The sequence below is a fragment of the Bacteroides hominis genome, from assembly GCF_033042785.2.
GTDB lineage: Bacteria > Bacteroidota > Bacteroidia > Bacteroidales > Bacteroidaceae > Bacteroides > Bacteroides hominis.
The window spans coordinates 4,012,202-4,034,935 of record NZ_CP178829.1; the positions used below are offsets into that span (position 1 = coordinate 4,012,202).

The window sequence follows — 22,734 nt, forward strand, 5'->3', positions numbered from 1 at the left end:
TTAAAACTTCACTCCACCATACATACCTATTTTGAGCAGTCCGTCGTTCTCCACGGTTATCTTGACGGCATACACCAGGTTGGCACGCTCTTCTTTCGTCAGAATCGTTTTAGGAGTAAATTCAGAACGATCTGAAATCCAGCTTACGACTCCCGGATACTCTTTACGTTCGTTTCCTCCATAGTCGGAGAAAACTGTCACCCGGTTACCGATTTTAACCTGCGAGAGCTGTTCGGATGTGATATAAGCGCGAAGATACATATGATCGACATCTGCCACCTTGAAGAGTGGCTTGCCCACGGCAGCCAGTTCTCCTGCTTCGGCATATTTCGCCAATACAGTACCGCTGATAGGCGAAACAATATGGCACTTCGCCAACTGGTCTTCCACCTGTGCCACCTGAATGGCTACTGACGAGCCTTGTTCCGTAAGACTGTTCGTACTGTTTTGTAAAGACGACATCTGTGCCGCAAGCTGACGCTCGAGCAAAGCGACCTGCGCATCCCAATCATCCAGTTGCTTCTGATTAGCGGCCCCGGCTTTCAGAAGGTTTTCTACACGTTTCTTCTCCCGTTGGGCGGTAGCGATTTGCTGGCGGGTAGCGGCAATCTGCTTGTTGACATCCGGACGTTGGCTTTCAACCGACTTCATACTGGCTTGCAATTGCAGTTTCTTCAGGTAAAGTTGCACGGTATCGATCAATCCCACTTCTTCACCGGATGCCAACCGTGTACCTTCTTCAACATCAAAGCACAGAAGCCTTCCCGAAGCCTCGGCCGAAACCAGAACTTCAGTCGCTTCGAAAGTTCCCGTAGCATCATAGTCGGTAGTTCTGCCTCCGCAAGCGGAAAGTAAAGACAGTAAGAATAGACATCCTATAAGTTTATTTGATTTCATAACTGCTATTATATTAGTTATTCGTAGTATATTTCAATTGATAAATATTCATCAGGAGCTGGACTTCATGCAAAGCCTTGGTCTGTCGAGCCAGATTCTCGGAAGTCATATCCCGAAGCATATCGGTAACGGTCATGGTGCCATTAGCCACTTTCGCCTCCGAAGCTTTACGGATATTAGTCCGCAAACGGATAATTTCATCATCATCCACCATCTGACGGCGCACGCTCTCCACGGCACTCTCCTGCTGTGTAGCCTGAATGCGGGTGTTAAACAGAAACACATCCCGGTTACTGTCCAACTGTCGACGACTGGTATCTATCACCCGCCTATCGTTACGCAACGTATACAGGCTGCCGAAGTTCCACGACAAACGGACTCCTGCCACATAATAAGGGGTGAACTCATTTTTCAGCATATTCAGTCCCGGATTGCCATACGCCCCCTGTACGAAGAGCCCGAGACGAGGCATCAGTCCGGTTTTCAAAGCTTCTTCCTGTACTTGTAAGCGTCCGTTCTGTGCATCGAACCATAGCAATTCCGGACGATTATTCGCCATCACCTGTATGTCCGACTCGGCGACCGGCTTCTGTAAAGACGCACTGGCAGGTACTTCTTCGCCTGTCAGCAGCGAAAGCATTGACAGATAGGCCTGGCGTGAAGTCGTTAACTCTATCCGCTTTTGCCGGGTGTTCAATTGCTCCACACTGACGGCATCGAGATCGGCCTGACTGGCAATGCCATTTTCAATGTACGAAGAAATCTGCCTGTGGGTACGTTCCAGTTCTTCCAGGAAGAGCTGATTCTGGCTCAATTGTTCGTCCAGTAACAGAATCCCGAAATATACCTGATTCACCCGCTCGGTAAGTGCATACATATCCACATTCAGCTTTTCCCGGTCTACGTCCGACATCGCCTTTACCTGCTCTTTCCTTGAACGGATTTCACCACCGTCCCAAATGTTCTGTTTCAGTTCCAGCATCACCTGATATTGATCCTTGGACAAGCCCTTGATATCTACCCCGGGAATCTGCACGGGCAGCTCTGTTACCTCACTCTGCCAGGTAGCTTTGCCCGAAAGGGTGAACTGAGGCAGATTAGCTTTCGACGCATTTGCCAGATTATATTCTTTAGTCTTCTCTATCAACCCATACTGCCTCACCAACGGATAGTTTTCCCGGGTTTTCCGTTGGCACTCTTCAAGGGTGATCTGCCCATATATCAGCAGGGCAAACAGAGAAAAAGACAAAGAAAAAATAAATCGTTTCATATTCTATTCCTAATTAATTCTTCTTTCCTGCAAAGATAGAGAATAAGAACACGCAACCAGGTTCCAATTGTTTGCAATAATGTTCTATTAGTTCGATTCTTTAGAATAAATCATATGAATCAAATGCCGACTGTGGATTTATTCAGGATTTAAGATACGCTATCCTTTTATTGAAGCCATTTATAAATCCATACCTTATTAGAGTCCGCGAAAAGCGATGACCGAAAAAACAAACCCCGGAAGATGACTCTCCCGGGGTTCCATATTTAGAAATACTTCTTTCTAAATCAACATTGCCATATCTCCATATGGATTCTTCATTCTTTCACCTTTCCGATAAACAGAACATTATTATCATTCTCATTCAAAGTAGCTGCCAGTTCCTTAAGTTTCTTTTCATCCGGACCGGAGCATTTGCCGGAAGCAAGATGTTTTTCTATCTTTTCAATCAACTGGCCCGGTTCCATACTTTGGATAAAGTACCCGCGATAGAAACTGTGACCCGGAGCCGAAATAGGAAGATTACCGTAAAAGTCATTAACAAGGCGGAAATAAGAAGAAGCATTCTTCTTAGTGTCTACCAAGACATCTCCACCTCCTGTTCCCTTTTTCCCCCAATAGGTGACCATGAAATGATGAGGTAGTCTGTAATATAAATGTATCGGTTTCTCATTCATATTCGGGAAGGTCATGGTGAATTTTGGTAACAACTTATTGTTAGTGGAATCATAAGTAAAAAGAGTATCTATACTGGTATGGAAGAAATCGAAATCGTTGCAATTTCTGTATGAGAAAATTTCTCCGTCGAAATTCATCACCTTCGTTGCGGCTGTCGCAGGGATTTGCTTCAGTATATTTCCGTCCGTATCCATTTGGAAAGCAAGAGGCTCTCCCTCATTGAAAGGCATGTGTATAATAGATAAGCTTCCATCTTCATTCACCCATATTTTCGGTTTATTGACTTGTATGGGAAGGTGGATATCCTTAATCCATTGCCCGTTTATATCATACATCATGATTCTTTTCCCCACAAAAGGCGTGAAGAATATATGACCATTCTTTTCATCAATGCATTCATCGTAAAGGGTGGTGTCATATTCACCGGGACCGCTTCCTACGGAACCGACATTATATAGGAATTTACCATTCCTGTCAAACAGCTTAAACACACCCCGATCCCCTTGGCGGATACCGATGTAATTGTCGGTAGCATTAATAAACCAGGCTTTGAAGTATGCCTCTTCGGAGGTTTCAAAACGAACAATGCGACAATCTTCGACAAACTCGCTGAGTGGCACTTCTATGGTGTCTTTTACGAGTGATAAGTCACATATAGTCAGTTTGCTTCCGGCAGTTTCGACAGTAGTGATGCTCCCATCGTCTGTTTTCATTTCTTTGGATTTTTGGCCGGAGGTGTTGCAAGCGGATACACATCCCAGCAACAAAGCGGAGGATAAAAGTAAATAAGTGGTTTTCATGCAGAATTGTATTTAAGTTATTCGTCATCAACAAATATACGAATAGTTCGTAATTACAGACTGTCCGTATAAACATATTTGCTCCGGATTAAACTATATTAACTTTTTCAGGACAAGCTTCACCCTACTGCCCATACCCCTATTATATTATCCTCCATGCCCATCAGCCTCATGTATGTTAAGGTCCGGACCGGGATACACGCACACTATCTCATTGTGTTTTGGATAAAATATGCTATTCTTTTACTTGGCTCGCTTATAAATCGCATATTTTATCTAAGTTTGCCGTGTGATAACAACTGATTTATGGAAAAGAACAAACCTCTGGAACTGGCACTCGACCTGCTGAAGCACAGCAACGTGGTATGCAACAACGAATATCGCTTCGTCACCCCGGATTTTGGCATTGTCATCAGCTTCGCCAATATGGAAAGCCACCTGTTCCGTTTGGGACAACCCTACCGGCTGAAGGAAGGAAGAATCATCCGCGGACTACGCGGAAAGGCACGGATCATTATCAACCTGATTGAATATACCGTCTATCCACAAACCATTGTCACTTTCATCCCCGGCTCCATTGTCGAACTTTTAGAATTCACACCCGATTACGATTTTCAGATGATCGCAGTGGACAAAGACTTCCTGCCGCTCCTACGACGTGACCAGCTCTTTGAATCACACGTACGGCAGAACCTTGTCACCCGGGTGACAGATACCGAATGGAAGTTGTCGGATGCTTATTTCACGCTGATTTGGGAAACTGTTCAGGAAAAACCCTTCCGCCGGGAGGTAGTACAACATCTGCTTGCAGCTCTACTGCATAATATAAAGTATATACGGACGGAAGAAGCCAATGACGCTTCTCACAGGTTTTCACATCAGGAAGAGATATTCTGGCGATTCATCACACTGGTGAACGAATCCAGCAAAAACGAACGTACCGTAGGATTCTATGCCGACAAGCTATGCCTGACTCCCCGTTACCTGAACACGCTGATCCGGCAGGTCAGTCACCAGACAGTGATGGAGTGGATCAATCAGTCTGTTATTCTCGAAGCAAAAGTATTACTGAAACACAGTGACCTGCTTGTATACCAGATTTCGGATGAACTGCATTTTCCGAATCCCTCCTTCTTCTGCAAGTTCTTTAAACGAATGACGGGCATGACACCACAGGAGTATCAAAAAAGATAAATTCACTTTGATAGCATATTTTAGATTTAAATAGAAAAACATCAAAGGTCACAAAACATTGAATTCTAATGAAGTACACAGTATTACAATATTATTTAATATCAGTTTCATATTCCAATCCTTCCACCTCTGAATAATGAATGCCATCCCACTTTACAGGCATAAAGCAAAATTGCCACCTGCGTTGTCCTTCATCCCCATTCCAGTGGCCGAAAGGTACACGAACTAAAACCTTATTTAGCCCCTTCTTGAGACTAATCTTAATTGGTGCCCGATAAAAATATCCTTGCCCTGTAAGCGGTATTTCAATTCTCCCCTGTCCCCATCCTGACCACGGTAAACTTTCAAAATCCCAAACAGGAGGCTCAATCCTATTTTCATTGAGCCATATATCTCCTCCACTCCAATCCCAACTGCCTTGTTGCGGTGCTCTTTCGGAACGATACCCGCCCGAATGTCCCCACATACCATTAAATCCGCACATTAAAAAAACGTCTTGCTCCCTGGGGCTTTTAATATATGTCAATGCATAACATGTCCCATTGCCAATTCCCACATCATCAGACATTAATGTAGGCCATAAGTTAGGCTGATATCTATTGTTATGCATATTAAACATTGCGTACAAAGAACGAATTTGTACTACTCCTCCGTAAGCTGCCTCATCTTTCCATTTTAAAATCTTATTATTATCGATATATTCACTTTTTATAATCCGTTCAGGCTCAAAAGAGGTATCATTGATTCCCTTATGATCAAAAGGACCTATGATTCTCCACTTAAGCTCAGATTGCTTGACATAAGCAAAAGGAATTCCTTGAAAATATTTATCCCTGTGAGCTACTAAACGATTTTCAAACTCATCAAATGCGATCCATGCACTACTCCCTTTTTTAGGCATATTAGCAACAAACTGATTGGCTGATTCTTTAGCACCTCTCCATATTCTTTCGGCATATGTTAATAGAGTAGGATAAAATGGATATTGAGTTAAAATTTGCTTTTCGGGATATTCCCCAAGTCCACCGTCTGTCCATACACACATCACTCCCCCCAATGCATTTGTGTTTTCAGAAGCAACTTCGCATGGTTGCTGAAAGAATACTTGTTGTACGCCGGACTGAGAATCCATATAATCCATATAAAATCCATTACCATCAATATAAGGTATATCTGTTTTGATCTGATGTCCTGATTCACATTTACCCCAAAACATACGAATACAATCGTTATCTTGCTGGTAGCCGGGACTCCAAATAACAATCCGCTTGCCTTTATCTCGAATATACTTAATCATCTCAGGCATAAACTCAGGCATTGCAAACCTAACTTCATCGGATCCGATATGAAATAAAGAATCCTTGAATAATGGAATTACCTCATCCAATGCCTCTTTTAGTATAGCAATTCCTTTGGAGGTTTGCATATCATATCCTGTTGCCTTTTTAAAATACGCACTATGACCAGGCATATCAACCTCGGGGAGTACCCTTACGTTAAGAGAATCACAATAGGCAACAAACTCTTTTATTTCTTTTTGTGTGTAAAATTTTCCCGGCTGTCGTGTTTTCCAGTAAGAATTATAGGATGTCAGTTCAGGATGACTCTTAACCTCAATTCTCCACCCGGGATCATCAGTTAAATGAAGGTGGAGCATATTTATTTTGTACATAGACAATTTGCGGATCACTTCACGCAAAAAAGAGATCTCCAAAAAATTACGTCCTACATCAATCATCACCGAACGAACGCTAAATTCAGGGAGATCATCAACGTTACAATAATGTAAACGTAACATGCCGTGAGGTGATTCGGTAATCATTTGACGAAGCGTTTGTAAAGCGTTAAAATACCCACCAAATGCATTTGCCTCAATAATAATACCCTGTTTGTTAACTTGTAATGTATATGCTTCATCCGTTTTGAGCTTCCTTGAAGGAGTTGTAAATCTAATTTCGCATGTTTTTTTTCTCACCGAAGTGAATTTTAGTGAATTAGAAATATCTATCACCTCTCTCTTCACTTTTTGTTGAGTAGAACAATCGACAGAACCAGAAAACAAGATCGATAATTCTGTAAAATCTATGGTTTTGCGAGTTGAAGCAATAAATTTAGGCTGCGGTATTATGGCAGGATGACAGGCCTCTTGGGATGGTGTCGGAAGAGTCCAATTCTGTGCATAAGCAATATGATTTGTAAACAAAAACAGACCTGCTATCCACAGGATCACTCTTATTGCTGATTTCATTATGATATTTTTAAGGTACAATAAATGCAAAGATAATAATTTATCGGAAGTAAAAAATATCTTAAAGAAAGAAAAGCTGTTCATTTATTAACCAATAAACAAACTACCCGATATAGCGCATGCTACACCGGGTAGAAAATACAAAATGACATGATTGGCACTTTGCTATTTGAACTCTTCCAACACCAGTTTAAGTTCATCGATGGTCAGTTCTCCCACTTGCCTCCACAATTCGTGTCCACGCTGCAGAAGGATGAAAGCCGGAGCCGTCTCGATATTGAATGAATCCGCGACTGCCTTATCTCCCACTATATTCACTTTAACCACCTCGGAGACTTGTTTCTCGTAAGTCCGTACTACAGGTTCCAGCCATTCATAATGGGGAGACCAGTCTGCATAAAATTCTACCAACACCAGACGATTCGTTCCGGATGCGGCATCCAATTGCTCTGCTATACTCATTGTTACACGCTTTATTGATTTATATGTACTTTCAACAACAGTCAACAGAAAAAGTTCCGGATTTCAGGATTGTTAAGCAAAAGAGGAGAAGAAGACGGAACTTCTTATTTATATTCTTCCCATGACTTGATTGCTATATCGTCAATATCCATCGTACAGAACGCATTGATAAACGCACTCGCCAATCGGGCATTGGTAATCAGCGGGATGTTGAGGTCGATGGCGGCACGACGGATTTTGTAACCGTTATCCAGCTCACCGGCAGTCAGATTCTTGGGAATATTGACTACCATGTCGATCTCTTTCTTGTGCAACATCTCGAGTGCCTGGGGATGTCCTTCCTCACTGGGCCAGTAGACGCGGGTGTTCTCTACGCCATTCTCGGTAAGAAATTTGCTGGAACCTCCCGTTGCGAAGATATTATATCCCTTCTTCTGTAACATACGGGCCGCTTCGAGCATATCCACTTTCTGTTTCGGCGTTCCGGTAGAGAGCAGGATGTTCTTCTTCGGAATGCGATAGCCCACGGAAAGCATTGCTTTTAGTACGGCACAGGAAGTATCGCTGCCGATACAACCTACCTCACCGGTCGATGCCATGTCGACACCCAGCACAGGATCAGCTTTCTGAAGACGATTGAAAGAGAACTGACTGGCCTTGATACCGACATAATCGAGTTCAAAAAGGTTCTTGTTCGGCTTCTCAACAGGCAGACCGAGCATGACTTTCGTAGCAAGTTCGATAAAGTTGATCTTCAGCACTTTGCTGACAAAGGGGAACGAACGGCTGGCACGGAGATTACACTCGATCACTTTGATGTCGTTGTCTTTAGCCAGATACTGGATGTTGAACGGACCGGAGATATTGAGTGCCTTGGCTATTTCACGACTGATACGCTTAATGCGACGCACCGTCTCCACATACAACTTCTGCGGCGGGAACTGGATGGTGGCATCACCGGAGTGTACGCCGGCAAATTCGATGTGTTCGGAAATGGCATACGCAACGATCTCCCCGTTTTGTGCTACGGCATCCATCTCCACCTCTTTGGCATGTTCAATGAACTGGCTGACCACAACCGGGTGCTTCTTCGAAACATTGGCTGCCAGTTGCAGGAAGCGTTCCAGTTCTTCCTGATTGGAGCAAACATTCATGGCCGCCCCACTAAGCACATACGACGGACGCACGAGCACAGGGAAACCGACCTTGTCTACGAAGGAGTTGATATCTTCGAGCGAAGTAAGCGCACGCCATTCCGGCTGATCCACGCCGATGCGGTCAAGCATGGCGGAGAATTTATCACGGTCCTCGGCATTATCGATACTCTTGGCGGAAGTACCGAGAATATGAATATTCTGGGCATCGAGGCGCAGAGCAAGATTGTTCGGTATCTGCCCTCCGGTGGAGACGATGACACCATGCGGATTCTCCAGTTCAAGAATATCCATCACACGTTCGAAAGTCAATTCGTCAAAGTAGAGGCGATCGCACATATCGTAATCGGTCGATACGGTTTCGGGATTATAATTGATCATCACCGAACGCCAGCCTTCCTTACGGATGGTATTGAGTGCCTGCACCCCGCACCAGTCAAACTCTACCGAAGAACCGATGCGATAAGCACCCGAACCAAGCACCACGATGGAACGGTGGTCGCCCAGGTAGGTTACATCGTTGGCTGTGCCGCTGTAGGTCAAATAAAGGTAATTGGTCTGTGCCGGATACTCGGCAGCAAGCGTATCGATCTGCTTCACCACGGGAACGATGCCCAGGCTCTTGCGGTAATTGCGGACATAAAGGCTCCCGTCTTCCATATCACCTTCGTAACCGATGGCACGTGCTATCTGGAAGTCAGAGAATCCCTGTCGCTTGGCTTGCTTAAGCAGGTCGGCAGGCAAGTCGGCTATCTGCTTGTGATTATTCCCCCACTGATGAAGCTCCTCCGAAGTATTCATGATGTTCATCAGCTTTTGCAGGAACCATTTGTCAATCTTGGTCAGGTCGTGCACCTGGTCGATGGTATATCCCGCACGGAAGGCCTTCGATATGACGAAGATACGTTTGTCGGTCGGTTCATGCAGCGCTTTGTCGATGTCGGAGATGACGAGTTCTTTGTTTTCCACAAAACCGTGCATACCCTGTCCTATCATACGAAGTCCTTTCTGAATCGCTTCTTCAAAGGTACGCCCGATGGCCATCACCTCACCGACAGACTTCATAGAAGAACCGAGTTCTTTATCCACTCCGTGGAACTTACCGAGATCCCAACGGGGGATTTTGCAGACTACGTAGTCCAGCGCCGGTTCAAAGAACGCACTGGTAGTCTTCGTCACGGAGTTTTTCAAATCGAACAGCCCGTACCCGAGTCCGAGTTTGGCAGCCACGAAAGCAAGCGGATAACCGGTAGCCTTCGACGCCAAAGCAGACGAACGGCTCAGACGGGCATTCACCTCGATCACCCGGTAATCTTCCGATTCGGGATCGAAAGCATACTGCACGTTACATTCGCCCACGATACCGATGTGGCGGATGATGCGGATGGCAAGCTCACGCAATTTATGATATTCTTTATTGGTCAAGGTTTGCGAAGGAGCAATCACAATGGATTCTCCGGTATGGATGCCCAGTGGGTCGAAATTCTCCATGTTGCAGACCGTGATACAGTTGTCAAAGCGGTCGCGCACTACTTCGTATTCCACCTCTTTCCATCCCCGCAAGCTCTTCTCAACCAGCACCTGCGGAGAAAAAGCGAACGCTTTCTCAACAAGTACGTCCAGTTCTGCTTCGTTGTCACAGAAGCCGGAACCTAATCCACCCAATGCGTAAGCCGCACGGACAATGACCGGATAACCTAATTCCCGGGCTGCACGACGAGCATCTTCGGCGTTCTCAACAGCTTCGCTCTTGATGGTTTTCACGTCAATCTCGTTCAGCTTCTCCACGAAAAGCTCACGGTCTTCGGTATCGATAATGGCTTGTACGGGAGTTCCCAATACACGTACTCCGTATTTTTCGAGAATGCCTTCGCGGTAAAGGGCCACGCCGCAGTTCAGTGCCGTCTGTCCGCCAAAGGCAAGCATGATACCCTCAGGACGTTCCTTCTGAATCACCTTCTCGACGAAATAAGGAGTTACGGGAAGGAAATAAATCTGATCTGCCACACCTTCCGATGTCTGTACGGTGGCAATATTGGGGTTGATCAGGATGGTTTCGATTCCTTCTTCTTTCAAGGCTTTGAGCGCTTGGGAACCGGAGTAGTCGAACTCACCGGCTTCACCGATTTTCAAGGCTCCGGAACCAAGGAGCAGTACTTTCTTTATATTGTTTTCTTTCATTATTAGTTTGTTTTTGAGGTTAATCCACCACAGAGGACACAGAGAACACAGAGTTTTAATCTCTTGTTTATTAGGATATTTAAGAGAAATATATTCTCTGTGTCCTCTGTGGTGAATCGTATTCGTTTCTGATCATTTATGCAGAATATACTTCAGAGCAGTTTCACGAACTCGTCGAAAAGGAATTCCGTATCGGTCGGTCCGCTTGCCGCTTCCGGATGGAACTGTGCGGAGAACCACGGGTTTGTTTTATGGCGGATTCCTTCGTTGGAGCCATCATTCATATTGATGAACAACGGTTCCCAATCGGTGCCGAGTGTGTTGTTATCTACCGCGTAACCATGATTTTGTGAAGTGATGAAACAACGTTCAGTGCCTGCCATCCGTACCGGCTGATTATGACTGCGATGACCGTATTTCAGTTTGTATATTTTGGCTCCTCCGGCTTTGCTCAGCAACTGGTTACCCATGCAGATACCAAAAATAGGAAGTTTCGGGTTCTGCATGGCACGGCGGATGTTCTGCACCGCAGCATCACATGTATCCGGGTCACCCGGTCCGTTGGAGATGAAGAGTCCGTCGAATTCCAGATGATTGAAATCATAATCCCAAGGCACGCGAATCACTTCCACATCCCGACGAAGCAAGCAGCGGATAATGTTCGTCTTTACACCGCAATCCACCAGTACGACTTTTTTCTTACCCGCGCCTTCATTGTAACGGATCACCTCTTTACAGGAAACCTTGTCTACGTAGTTCACCCCGCTGTAAACAGCTTCCGGAGCATTTTCCGGTTCATCGTCAAACACAATCCGTCCCATCATCACTCCGTGTTCACGCAGCACTTTGGTCAACTCACGGGTATCGATGCCCGTAATGCCCGGCACTTGCTCCCGTTTCAGCCAGTCCGCCAGACTTTCCACTGCGTTCCAATGGCTGTATTCCTGTGAGTAATCGCTCACGATGATGGCTTCGGCATGGATGCGTTCGCTCTCCATGAATGTAGCCAGCCCGTTGGGTTCCATACTGAAAGGAGGCACACCATAGTTGCCTACCAGCGGATAAGTCAGTGTCATCAGCTGCCCTGCATACGAAGGGTCGGTCAGACTCTCCGGATAACCGGTCATGGCGGTATTAAACACGACTTCACCTGCCACAGGCTTTTCGTAGCCAAACGACTTGCCGTGGAAACGGCTCCCGTCGTCAAGGATCAAAGTTACATTCTTCATTCTTATCTTCGTTTTAATCCACCACAAAGGATACAAAGCTCGCAGAGGTTTCATCTTTTATTTTAAAGTACATCTAAAATAAACCGGTCCACTGTGTACGCTGCATCCTCTGTAGTAAAATCCTGATTTTCTTAAAATTGATATACCTGTTCAATATAATTAATAAATGCTTCGTTCAGCAGTTTCACTCCGCCCGGCGTTGGATAATTACCGCTGAAATACCAGTCTCCCGTATGGTTGGGACATGCCTCGTGCAATCCTTCAAGGGGTTGGTAAACAATCTGTACCTTGGCCTTCGTACCCTTCGGCGTCAGCAGTTCCACCATTTTAGCAGAGATTTCCTCGTCGGTGAAAGGAGCATAAATCTCCTTCACGTAGTTTACCATCTGTTCCTTCGGCAATCCTACCTGATCTTTCGATTTCCGGTAAGCTGCTGCGATCACGTCTTTCATATCCCGGTCCTTCAATAGTTCGATTGCCGCCTTGAAAGCGATGAACTCAGACATTTTCGCCATATCGATGCCGTAATAGTCCGGATAGCGAACTTGCGGGGAGGAAGAAACGATAACTATCTTTTTCGGTCCCAAACGGTCGAGGATACCGATAATGCTTTGCTTCAATGTGGTGCCACGGACGATGCTGTCATCGATAATCACCAGATTGTCGATACCTGCCCGGAGGCTGCCGTATGTTATGTCATACACGTGTGCCGCCAGATCGTTCCGGCTATTACCTTCGGCAATGAAAGTACGTAGTTTGATGTCCTTGATCGCTACCTTTTCCGAACGGATACGGCGAGACAGAATCACTTCCAGTTCATCGTGGTCCGGATTATGTCCCAGATTGGCAATCTGTCGTACCTTTTCTTCATTCAAGTAATCGTCCAGCCCTTGAAGCATACCGTAAAATGCCACCTCCGCCGTATTCGGTATGAACGAGAATACGGTATGGTCGAGATCATTATCAATTGCCTTCAGGATGTTCGGCACCAGCTTTTCACCCAGTTGTTTTCTCTCCTTATAGATGTCCGCGTCACTACCCCGTGAGAAGTAAATCCGCTCAAACGAACAGGCTTTCTTTTCCCGCGCTTTGTTGATCTGTGCCGTACGCAGTTTTCCCTCTTTGCTGATAAGAAGTGCCTGCCCCGGTTGCAATTCCTTTATTTCTCCTATCGGAACATTGAGTGCAGTCTGAATCACCGGACGTTCACTGGCAAGCACCGCAATTTCTTCATCCTGATACCAGAATGCCGGGCGGATCCCCCACGGGTCGCGCAACGCAAAGCTCTCTCCGCTTCCGGTCAGTCCGCACATCACGTATCCTCCATCCCATTCCTTGCTCGATGTACGCAACACGTTGGCAAGATCCATATGATCCTCAATATAATGCGTCACGCCCATACCGGTCAGTCCTTCGGCCTCGGCCTGATTGAACAGTCGTTCCACTTCCCGGTCGAGTCTGTGCCCCACCTGTTCGAGCATGATATAGGTATCGGCATACTTACGCGGATGTTGTCCGATGGCAGTGATACGGGCAAACACTTCGTCCACATTTGTCATGTTGAAGTTACCGCAAAGGGCAAGGTTCTTCGCCCGCCAGTTGTTCCTTCTGAGAAATGGATGGACATAGGATATGCCGGATTTTCCGGTGGTCGAATAACGCAGATGTCCCATGTATACTTCCCCCGCAAAGGGCAGTGTACGCTTGGCAAACCCAGCATCGTGCAATTGCTCCCCGGTCAGATCCTTGAAGTTGGCCTGCACCGTTTCAAAAATTTCAGTGATGGCACCGGAACCCAACGCCCGTTCACGGAACATATACTCTTCACCCGGATTTGCTTCCAGTTTCACACATGCCAGTCCGGCACCTTCCTGCCCACGGTTATGCTGTTTTTCCATCAGCAGGTAGAGCTTATTGAGCCCATACATCCATGTCCCGTACTTCTTTTCGTAATACTCCAGCGGTTTAAGCAAACGAATCATGGCAACGCCACATTCATGTTTCAGTTGTTCCATCTATTTTCGATTTAACTATATTACAATCGGTTATTGAACTCACACCATAATCACACTCTTTTCCTCCTATCCCGGTCGGTCTGTCGTGCCTTCCCGACCCATAACGATACATCACGGGCAAAGGTACACTAATTATCAACGGTTTAAAGCACTTTAATGTTTCCGGACTTCCGATACATAGATTATCGGTCTTACAAAACCGGTAACTCTGCAGGAAACATGAAACGAAATGAACGGGGATCTCTGTACAAGTACTGTTACAGGAAGTATAACTTTGGGATAGAAATTCTTGGAGGATAACGGTGGAAATTTCAAGATTGCCGTTAGCAATAAAAACAGATGCTTCGCCTTTCGGCTGATACATATCAATATAGCCTACCATTCCACACATATTATCCTTTTTTGTTTTCGCGTGCAAAGATACATAATCTAAATAACATAAAGATTAGTTTTCCTATAAATATTTGACATAAACGTACAAAAAAGTTGTTTTAATATCAAAACGTTAATTTATCTATTATTTCAGTCTCAAAAAGAAAGAGATTACAATCGTTTAATGATATAATGGAAGCAAGTTACAGTTTGAAACAAAAAGTAGTTAATTTACTTACGATCTGAAATATTAAAAAACTAAAAAGAGAATTAGTGTCACACAAAGGCGTGCCATACATATCATAATGAAATTAAATTCCTATTTTTGCCGAACATTTTGATACAACAAACAGGTATTATCGTATAATAAAGCTAAACAGAATGAAGGAACAAGAACTTTTTAACAACGAAACAAAAGAGTTGCCCTGTCAACGACTGCCCGAACAGTTGGGTCTCTATCATGCAATGAACGAACATGATGCCTGCGGAGTGGGTATGTTGGTGAACATTGACGGGGGAAAATCGCACGACATTGTGGAGTCCGCACTAAAAGTACTGGAAAACATGCGTCACCGTGGTGCCGAAGGAGCGGATAACAAAACAGGAGACGGCGCAGGCATCATGCTCCAGATTCCTCATGAATTTATCTTGTTGCAAGGCATACCTGTCCCCGAAAAAGGGAAATACGGAACAGGTTTGATTTTCCTCCCCAAAAACGAAGAAGACCGGGCAACCATTCTGAGTATTATTATCGAGGAGATTGAAAAAGAAGGATTAACACTGATGCACCTGCGCAATGTACCCACTTGCCCGGACATATTGGGTGAATCGGCACGAACAGCCGAACCGGACATCAAACAGATATTCATCACCGGATTTACGGAAACGGAGACAGCCGACCGCAAACTCTATGTGATAAGAAAAAGGATTGAAAACCGGATACGCAAATCATCTGTCCCGGCAAAAGACGACTTTTACATTGTATCGCTGTCTACCAAAAGCATCATATATAAAGGTATGTTGTCATCCTTACAGTTGCGTAGTTATTTCCCCGATCTGACAAACAACTATTTCACCAGCGGACTTGCATTGGTACACTCACGTTTCAGCACCAACACATTTCCCACATGGGGACTGGCGCAACCCTTCCGTCTACTGGCACACAACGGTGAAATAAATACCATTCGCGGTAACCGGGGATGGATGGAAGCAAGGGAAAGCGTACTCTCCTCACCTACCTTGGGTGATATCAGGGAGCTCCGCCCCATCATCCAGCCGGGTGGAAGTGACAGCGCCTCTTTAGATAACGTACTCGAGTTCCTGGTAATGTCCGGCCTCAGCTTGCCACATGCCATGGCTATGCTGGTACCGGAGTCATTCAACGAAAAGAATCCGATCAGCGAAGACCTGAAAGCATTCTACGAATATCACTCCATCCTGATGGAACCATGGGACGGACCGGCTGCCCTGCTGTTCAGCGACGGTCGCTATGCGGGAGGTATGCTCGACCGTAACGGACTACGCCCCGCCCGCTATCTGATTACTCACAACAACATGATGGTAGTGGCCTCCGAAGTCGGCGTAATGGACTTCGAACCCGGAGATATCAAAGAGAAAGGACGCCTGCAACCGGGCAAGATATTGCTGGTAGACACCGAAAAAGGTGAGATCTACTACGACGGTGAACTGAAAAAACAGTTGGCGGAGGCCAAGCCTTACCGTACCTGGCTCGCCAACAACCGGATTGAACTGAATGAACTGAAAAGTGGACGCAAAGTATCACACAGTGTAGAGAACTACGGCCGCATGCTACGTACCTTCGGCTATTCAAAAGAAGACATCGAAAAGATCATCACCCCGATGGCGACCGGAGGGGCCGAACCGATCAATTCGATGGGCAACGACACCCCCCTGGCCGTACTCTCGGATAAACCACAACTCTTGTACAATTACTTCCGGCAACAATTTGCACAGGTGACAAACCCTCCCATCGATCCCATCCGCGAGGAATTGGTGATGTCGCTGACGGAATATATCGGTGCTGTGGGCATGAACATTCTCACCCCCAGCGAGAGTCATTGCAAAATGGTGCGCCTCAACCACCCTGTACTGAACAATGCCCAACTGGATATCTTATGCAATATCCGGTATAAAGGATTCAAAACAGTAAAGCTGCCCATACTGTTTGAGGCTGATAAAGGAAAAGCCGGACTTCAAGAGGCACTGACCGCCCTGTGCAAGCAGGCAGAAGCCTCCGTCGTAGAGGGAGTCAACTACATCGTACTGACCGACAGAGAGGTCGATGCCACACATGCTGCCATTCCATCCTTACTGGCCGTCAGTGCAGTGCATCATTATCTGATCTCAGTGGGCAAACGTGTCCAGACTGCTCTGGTAGTAGAAAGCGGCGAGATACGCGAAGTGATGCATGCAGCCCTGCTGCTTGGCTTTGGAGCCAGCGCATTGAACCCCTACATGGCCTTTGGCATTCTCGACAAGCTCGTTACCGGTAAAGATATCCAACTCGATTATGCCACAGCAGAAAAGAACTACATCAAAGCCATCTGCAAAGGGCTCTTCAAAATCATGAGTAAAATGGGGATCAGTACCATCCGTTCATACCGGGGAGCAAAAATATTCGAAGCTATAGGATTAAGCGAAGAACTGAGCAAGGCTTGTTTCGGCGGCCTGCCCTCTACCATCGGCGGCATCCGGCTTGAAGAGATAGCCAAAGATGCCATCGCTTTCCACAATGAAGGATTCGCAGCGGAAAACAGTGATGACATTCTGCCCAACAAAGGCTTATACTCTTTCCGAAAAGACGGGGAAAAACATGCCTGGAATCCGGAAACAATCAGTGCCCTGCAACTGGCAACCCGCCTGGGCAGCTACAAGAAATTCAAAGAGTTTACACAAATGGCAGATGAAAAAGAAATGCCCATCTTTCTGCGCGATTTCCTGGGATTCAAACGGTCGCCTATCTCTATCGACAAGGTAGAGCCCGTTGAAAACATCATGAAACGTTTTGTTACCGGTGCCATGAGTTACGGTTCGATCAGCCGGGAAGCACACGAGACAATGGCCATCGCCATGAATGCCATTCACGGACGGAGCAATACCGGTGAAGGAGGTGAAGATGCCAAGCGATTCACCCCGCGTCCGGACGGAACAAACCTGAGAAGTGCCATCAAACAGGTAGCTTCGGGACGTTTTGGCGTGACTGCCGAATACCTGGTAAACGCGGATGAAATACAGATCAAGATTGCACAAGGCGCCAAGCCGGGCGAAGGCGGACAGTTGCCCGGCTATAAGGTGGACGAAGTGATAGCCCGTACCCGTCACTCCATACCGGGCATCTCGCTGATTTCCCCTCCTCCTCACCATGATATTTATTCAATCGAAGATCTGGCACAACTTATCTTCGACTTGAAAAACGTAAATCCCCGGGCGAGAATCAGTGTCAAACTGGTAGCCGAAAGCGGAGTCGGCACCATTGCCGCAGGTGTAGCCAAGGCCAAAGCCGACCTGATCGTCATCTCCGGTGCCGAAGGCGGAACAGGAGCTTCACCCGCCTCTTCCATCCGTTACGCCGGCATCCCACCCGAATTAGGATTGAGTGAAACCCAGCAAACCCTGGTGCTGAACGGACTGAGAGGTCAAGTCATGCTCCAGGTGGACGGACAGCTGAAAACCGGACGGGACATCATCCTGATGGCAATGTTGGGGGCCGAAGAGTTTGGATTTGCCACCTCTGCCCTGATTGTTCTGGGATGTGTCATGATGCGCAAGTGTCATCAGAATACTTGCCCGGTAGGCGTGGCCACACAAAATGAAGAATTACGTAGACGCTTCCACGGACGCAGCGAATACCTGGTGAACTTCTTCACTTTCCTGGCACAGGAGGTACGCGAGTATCTTGCGGAAATAGGTGTCGAAAAGCTGGACGACATTATCGGACGGACGGACCTGATCGAACGCACCCCCCAAGATATGCTCCCCAAGCACAGCCTGATTGACTTCAGCAGGTTGCTGGTACGGGTTGACAACCGGGCTGCCATTCTGCATACCACCAATCAGGACCACGGTATCTCGGCGGTGAAAGATGTGGAAATAATCCATGCCGCCCGCGAAGCCATCGAACGCCAACGGGAAGTCTCTCTGGAATATACCATTGCCAACACTGACCGCGCGTGCGGTGCCATGCTCTCAGGTGCCATCGCTACCCGGTATGGAGAAAAAGGTCTGCCGGAACATACGCTGAACGTCAAATTCAAAGGTTCCGCCGGACAGTCATTCGGTGCCTTCCTTGTACCGGGAGTCAACTTCAAGCTGGAGGGCGAAGCCAACGACTATTTGGGAAAAGGATTGAGTGGCGGACGTATCGCCGTACTTCCACCGGTACGAAGCAATTTCGAAGCGGAAGAAAACACCATTGCCGGAAACACCCTGCTATACGGAGCCACCAGTGGTGAAGTATACATCAATGGACGTGCGGGCGAACGTTTTGCGGTGAGAAACTCCGGAGCCGTCGCTGTTGTCGAAGGTGTGGGTGACCATTGTTGCGAATACATGACCGGCGGACGGGTGGTCGTGTTGGGACAGACCGGACGCAACTTTGCAGCCGGCATGTCGGGCGGCGTAGCCTATGTATGGAACAAAGAAGGAAACTTCGACTATTTCTGCAACATGGAGATGGTGGAACTTTCACTGATCGAAGAAGCCGGCTATCGCAAAGAACTTCATGAACTGATCCGCCAACATTATCTCTATACAGGCTCAAAACTGGCACGCACCATGCTCGACAATTGGAATCACTGCGTGGACGAATTCATCCAGGTGGTACCGATCGAATATAAAAAGGTGTTGCAGGAAGAACAGATGCGGAAACTGCAACAGAAAATAGCAGATATGCAGAGAGACTATTAAATAAGCCGCCGAACCTGTATATCAGATACCAATCTCAATCGTAAACTATAAAATCGTAAATCAAAATGGGAGATCCAAAAGCATTCTTAAATATTCCCCGTCACGAGGCCGGATACCGCCCCGTACACGAGCGCATCACTGATTTCAGTGAGGTGGAACAGACCCTCAACACAAGTGACCGCAAACTTCAGGCTTCACGCTGCATGGATTGCGGTGTCCCCTTCTGCCATTGGGCTTGTCCGTTGGGCAACAAGCAACCCGAATGGCAAGACGCACTCTACAAGGGAAAATGGCGTGAGGCCTACCAGATATTGTCTGCCACGTGCGACTTCCCGGAGTTTACCGGACGCATCTGCCCGGCACTCTGTGAGAAGTCGTGCGTACTGAAGCTATCGTGTGACGCCCCTGTCACCATCCGTGAAAATGAAGCAGCCATCGTGGAAGCAGCTTTCCGAGAAGGTTATATCATGCCGGCAATTCCCAAACGAAATGGAAAACGGGTAGCCGTCATCGGTTCCGGCCCTGCCGGACTGACGGTTGCCAACCGCTTGAACCGCTCGGGGTATGCCGTCACTGTTTTCGATAAAGCAGCAGCTCCGGGTGGATTACTTCGCTACGGAATCCCCAATTTCAAACTGAATAAAGTCATTATCGACCGCCGGATGAAGCTCCTGGAAGCGGAAGGCATTGAATTCAGAATGGGAACCGAGATCGACACGCATAAACTCACTCCGGAGAGTCGCACTTCCGATTTCGATGCCTATTGCATCTGTACCGGAGCGGAAACACCCCGGGATCTGCCCATTCCGGGACGCGAGTTGAAAGGAATCCATTTCGCTCTTGAGCTGTTGAGCGGACAAAACCGAATCATTGAAGGAGAGACTTTTTCCAAAGACGGGCAAGTAAATGCGAAAGGCCGAAAAGTGCTGGTCATCGGTGGCGGAGACACAGGCTCCGATTGTATCGGCACGAGCGTTCGTCAAGGGGCGGCCTGCGTGACACAAATCGAAATCATGCCCAAGCCCCCTGTTGCCCATAATCCTGCCACTCCGTGGCCACAATGGCCGGCTGTACTGAAAACCACCTCCAGCCACGAAGAAGGCTGTATCCGTCGCTGGAGCCTGACTTCCAACCGGTTCCTCGGAAAGAACGGTAAAGTCACCGGAGTGGAAGTGGAAGAAGTGGAATGGTTACCGGACCCCGTCAACGAACGCTCTATTATGAAGCCGACCGGAAAAAAGGAAATAATCGAAGCAGATATGGTTTTATTAGCGATGGGATTCCTCAAACCCGAACAGCCAGTATTTGCCGAAAACGTATTCATCGCCGGAGACGCGGCAACAGGCGCAAGCCTTGTGGTGCGTGCCATGGCAAGCGGACGTACAGCAGCGACAGAGATAGAAAAATATTTAAACGCCAAGCGGTGAACAGCACGTAGTTTATTCATCATCAGACATTAACCCTTTAAAACAATTACGATTATGTGTGGAATAGCAGGAATTTTTAATATAAAAATTCAGAGCAGAGAACTCAGAAGCAAAGCCTTACAGATGGCACGGAAAATCCGGCATCGGGGACCCGACTGGAGTGGAATTTATTGTGGTGGAAGTGCCATCCTGGCACACGAGCGCCTTTCTATCGTCGACCCTCAAAGCGGAGGACAGCCCCTTTACTCGCCCGACCGGAAACTGGTACTGGCCGTCAATGGCGAAATTTATAATCACCGTGACATCCGTGCCCGGTATGCCGGCCGTTACGAGTTCCAGACCGGAAGTGACTGTGAAGTGATCCTTGCACTTTACCGCGACAAAGGCATCCGTTTCCTTGAGGATCTCAACGGTATTTTTGCTTTCGCCCTTTATGATGAAGAGAAAGATGAATACCTGATCGCCCGTGACCCCATCGGAGTAATACCTTTATATATAGGAAAAGATTCCGAAGGACACATCTACTTTGGCAGCGAGCTCAAGGCACTCGAAGGATTCTGCGACGAGTACGAGCCCTTCCTTCCCGGACACTACTATCACAGTAAAGAAGGAAAAATGAAACGCTGGTATACCCGCGACTGGATGGATTATGAAAAAGTGGCGAAAGAAAACGGCACCTCTCCCTGCCGGCAGATTCATGACGCTCTTGAAGAAGCAGTACACCGCCAGCTGATGTCCGACGTACCTTACGGAGTACTTCTTTCGGGCGGACTGGACAGCTCTGTTATCTCTGCCATTGCCAAGAAGTATGCAGCCAAACGTATTGAAACGGATGGTGCAAGCGATGCCTGGTGGCCGCAGCTCCACTCCTTTGCTGTCGGGCTGAAGGGTGCACCGGACTTAGTCAAGGCACGTGAAGTGGCCGAATACATCGGTACTGTTCATCACGAAATAAACTACACCCTTCAGGAAGGGCTCGATGCAATCCGGGATGTCATTTATTTCATCGAGACATACGATGTCACTACCGTCCGGGCTTCCACACCGATGTATCTATTGGCACGTGTCATCAAGTCGATGGGCATCAAGATGGTACTAAGCGGTGAAGGTGCCGACGAAATCTTCGGCGGTTACCTCTATTTCCACAAAGCACCCGATGCCCGTACCTTTCACGAAGAGACCGTACGCAAACTGTCTAAACTGCATCTATACGATTGTCTTCGCGCCAATAAGAGCCTGGCAGCGTGGGGAGTGGAAGGACGTGTCCCTTTCCTCGACAAAGAGTTTCTCGATGTGGCAATGCGGCTTGATCCCAAAGTAAAAATGGCTCCGGGAAAAGTGATCGAAAAGAAAGTGGTGCGTGAAGCCTTTGAATCCCTCCTCCCCGCCAGTGTGGCATGGCGTCAGAAAGAGCAGTTCAGTGACGGTGTGGGATACAGCTGGATAGACACGCTGAAAGAGGTCACCGCAGCAGCCGTCAGTGACGAACAAATGGCTCATGCGGCCGAACGCTTTCCGGTTCATCCCCCGATGAACAAGGAAGAATATTACTATCGCAGCATCTTCGAAGAGCACTTCCCCAGCGAAAGTGCCGCCCGCAGTGTCCCCAGTGTTCCCAGCGTAGCATGTTCCAGTGCCGAAGCTCTGGCATGGGATACCGCATTCAAGAACCTGAACGATCCCAGCGGACGTGCCGTGAAAGGCGTCCATAAAGAAGCATACTGAAAACAGGGTGTAGCCCCGGCAGGTAAAGGGTGTAGCCATCCGGGCATCAGGGTGTAGCCATCCGGGCATCAGGGTGTAGCCCTACCGTATGGATGGCTACACCCTAAGAAAATTATAGCTTTGTTTAACGCAGATTAGCATCCTTCCACAGCTCAT

12 protein-coding genes are annotated in these 22,734 nt (G+C 47.3%); 4 read left to right on the plus strand and 8 right to left on the minus strand.

What is annotated here, in order from left to right; genetic code table 11:
- The 3 genes from R3O62_RS16930 to R3O62_RS16940 all read right to left on the minus strand — a co-directional run bounded on the left by R3O62_RS16930 (position 1) and on the right by R3O62_RS16940 (position 3,645).
- Positions 1-897, minus strand: coding sequence for an HlyD family secretion protein (locus tag R3O62_RS16930; protein WP_005778279.1), 897 nt, complete (start codon positions 895-897; stop codon positions 1-3).
- Positions 898-910: 13 nt separating this feature from the next.
- Complete coding sequence (locus tag R3O62_RS16935) at positions 911-2,167, minus strand: TolC family protein (protein WP_032540506.1); 1,257 nt, start codon at positions 2,165-2,167, stop codon at positions 911-913.
- Positions 2,168-2,484: 317 nt separating this feature from the next.
- Positions 2,485-3,645, minus strand: coding sequence for a 6-bladed beta-propeller (locus R3O62_RS16940; protein ID WP_032542568.1), 1,161 nt, complete (start codon positions 3,643-3,645; stop codon positions 2,485-2,487).
- A gap of 306 nt (positions 3,646-3,951) precedes the next feature.
- On the opposite strand from R3O62_RS16940, the gene R3O62_RS16945 reads away from it, so the two are divergent.
- Positions 3,952-4,839 (plus strand): AraC family transcriptional regulator, encoded by an 888-nt coding sequence (locus tag R3O62_RS16945; RefSeq protein ID WP_032542567.1) that lies wholly within the window; start codon positions 3,952-3,954, stop codon positions 4,837-4,839.
- Positions 4,840-4,930: 91 nt separating this feature from the next.
- Here the strand turns inward: R3O62_RS16945 and R3O62_RS16950 are convergent, their stop codons facing one another.
- The 5 genes from R3O62_RS16950 to R3O62_RS16970 all read right to left on the minus strand — a co-directional run bounded on the left by R3O62_RS16950 (position 4,931) and on the right by R3O62_RS16970 (position 14,128).
- A complete protein-coding gene (locus R3O62_RS16950) occupies positions 4,931-7,087 on the minus strand; it encodes a family 20 glycosylhydrolase (protein WP_234070116.1) in 2,157 nt (718 codons plus the stop codon).
- A gap of 165 nt (positions 7,088-7,252) precedes the next feature.
- Positions 7,253-7,549: a thioredoxin family protein gene (locus R3O62_RS16955; RefSeq protein ID WP_005778289.1), complete on the minus strand. Its 297-nt coding sequence runs from the start codon at positions 7,547-7,549 to the stop codon at positions 7,253-7,255.
- Between the two features lie 104 nt (positions 7,550-7,653).
- The gene (carB, locus tag R3O62_RS16960; protein ID WP_005778290.1) at positions 7,654-10,884 is read right to left on the minus strand and encodes a carbamoyl-phosphate synthase (glutamine-hydrolyzing) large subunit; all 3,231 of its coding nucleotides are present in this window, start codon (positions 10,882-10,884) and stop codon (positions 7,654-7,656) included.
- A gap of 152 nt (positions 10,885-11,036) precedes the next feature.
- Positions 11,037-12,113: a glutamine-hydrolyzing carbamoyl-phosphate synthase small subunit gene (carA, locus tag R3O62_RS16965; protein ID WP_032538057.1), complete on the minus strand. Its 1,077-nt coding sequence runs from the start codon at positions 12,111-12,113 to the stop codon at positions 11,037-11,039.
- A 131-nt stretch (positions 12,114-12,244) separates the two neighbouring features.
- Positions 12,245-14,128: an amidophosphoribosyltransferase gene (locus R3O62_RS16970; protein WP_022012625.1), complete on the minus strand. Its 1,884-nt coding sequence runs from the start codon at positions 14,126-14,128 to the stop codon at positions 12,245-12,247.
- 753 nt (positions 14,129-14,881) lie between these two features.
- Between R3O62_RS16970 and gltB the strand changes: the two genes are divergently transcribed.
- The 3 genes from gltB to asnB all read left to right on the plus strand — a co-directional run bounded on the left by gltB (position 14,882) and on the right by asnB (position 22,578).
- The gene (gene gltB, locus R3O62_RS16975; RefSeq protein WP_032540503.1) at positions 14,882-19,426 is read left to right on the plus strand and encodes a glutamate synthase large subunit; all 4,545 of its coding nucleotides are present in this window, start codon (positions 14,882-14,884) and stop codon (positions 19,424-19,426) included.
- 65 nt (positions 19,427-19,491) lie between these two features.
- Positions 19,492-20,853: a glutamate synthase subunit beta gene (locus R3O62_RS16980; RefSeq protein WP_005806603.1), complete on the plus strand. Its 1,362-nt coding sequence runs from the start codon at positions 19,492-19,494 to the stop codon at positions 20,851-20,853.
- Positions 20,854-20,907: 54 nt separating this feature from the next.
- Entirely contained in the window at positions 20,908-22,578 is a 1,671-nt protein-coding gene (gene asnB, locus R3O62_RS16985) for an asparagine synthase B (RefSeq protein WP_317472772.1), read from the plus strand.
- Positions 22,579-22,734: the final 156 nt, after the last annotated feature.

Excerpts from the sequence above, each read along its gene's own strand:
- R3O62_RS16930 (WP_005778279.1), bottom strand. The coding sequence starts at position 897 with ATGAAATCAAATAAACTTATAGGATGTCTATTCTTACTGTCTTTACTT.
- R3O62_RS16955 (WP_005778289.1), bottom strand. The coding sequence starts at position 7,549 with ATGAGTATAGCAGAGCAATTGGATGCCGCATCCGGAACGAATCGTCTG.
- carB (WP_005778290.1), bottom strand. The coding sequence starts at position 10,884 with ATGAAAGAAAACAATATAAAGAAAGTACTGCTCCTTGGTTCCGGAGCC.
- R3O62_RS16945 (WP_032542567.1), top strand. The coding sequence starts at position 3,952 with ATGGAAAAGAACAAACCTCTGGAACTGGCACTCGACCTGCTGAAGCAC.
- carA (WP_032538057.1), bottom strand. The coding sequence starts at position 12,113 with ATGAAGAATGTAACTTTGATCCTTGACGACGGGAGCCGTTTCCACGGC.
- asnB (WP_317472772.1), top strand. The coding sequence starts at position 20,908 with ATGTGTGGAATAGCAGGAATTTTTAATATAAAAATTCAGAGCAGAGAA.
- R3O62_RS16935 (WP_032540506.1), bottom strand. The coding sequence starts at position 2,167 with ATGAAACGATTTATTTTTTCTTTGTCTTTTTCTCTGTTTGCCCTGCTG.
- gltB (WP_032540503.1), top strand. The coding sequence starts at position 14,882 with ATGAAGGAACAAGAACTTTTTAACAACGAAACAAAAGAGTTGCCCTGT.
- R3O62_RS16970 (WP_022012625.1), bottom strand. The coding sequence starts at position 14,128 with ATGGAACAACTGAAACATGAATGTGGCGTTGCCATGATTCGTTTGCTT.
- R3O62_RS16950 (WP_234070116.1), bottom strand. The coding sequence starts at position 7,087 with ATGAAATCAGCAATAAGAGTGATCCTGTGGATAGCAGGTCTGTTTTTG.
- R3O62_RS16940 (WP_032542568.1), bottom strand. The coding sequence starts at position 3,645 with ATGAAAACCACTTATTTACTTTTATCCTCCGCTTTGTTGCTGGGATGT.
- R3O62_RS16980 (WP_005806603.1), top strand. The coding sequence starts at position 19,492 with ATGGGAGATCCAAAAGCATTCTTAAATATTCCCCGTCACGAGGCCGGA.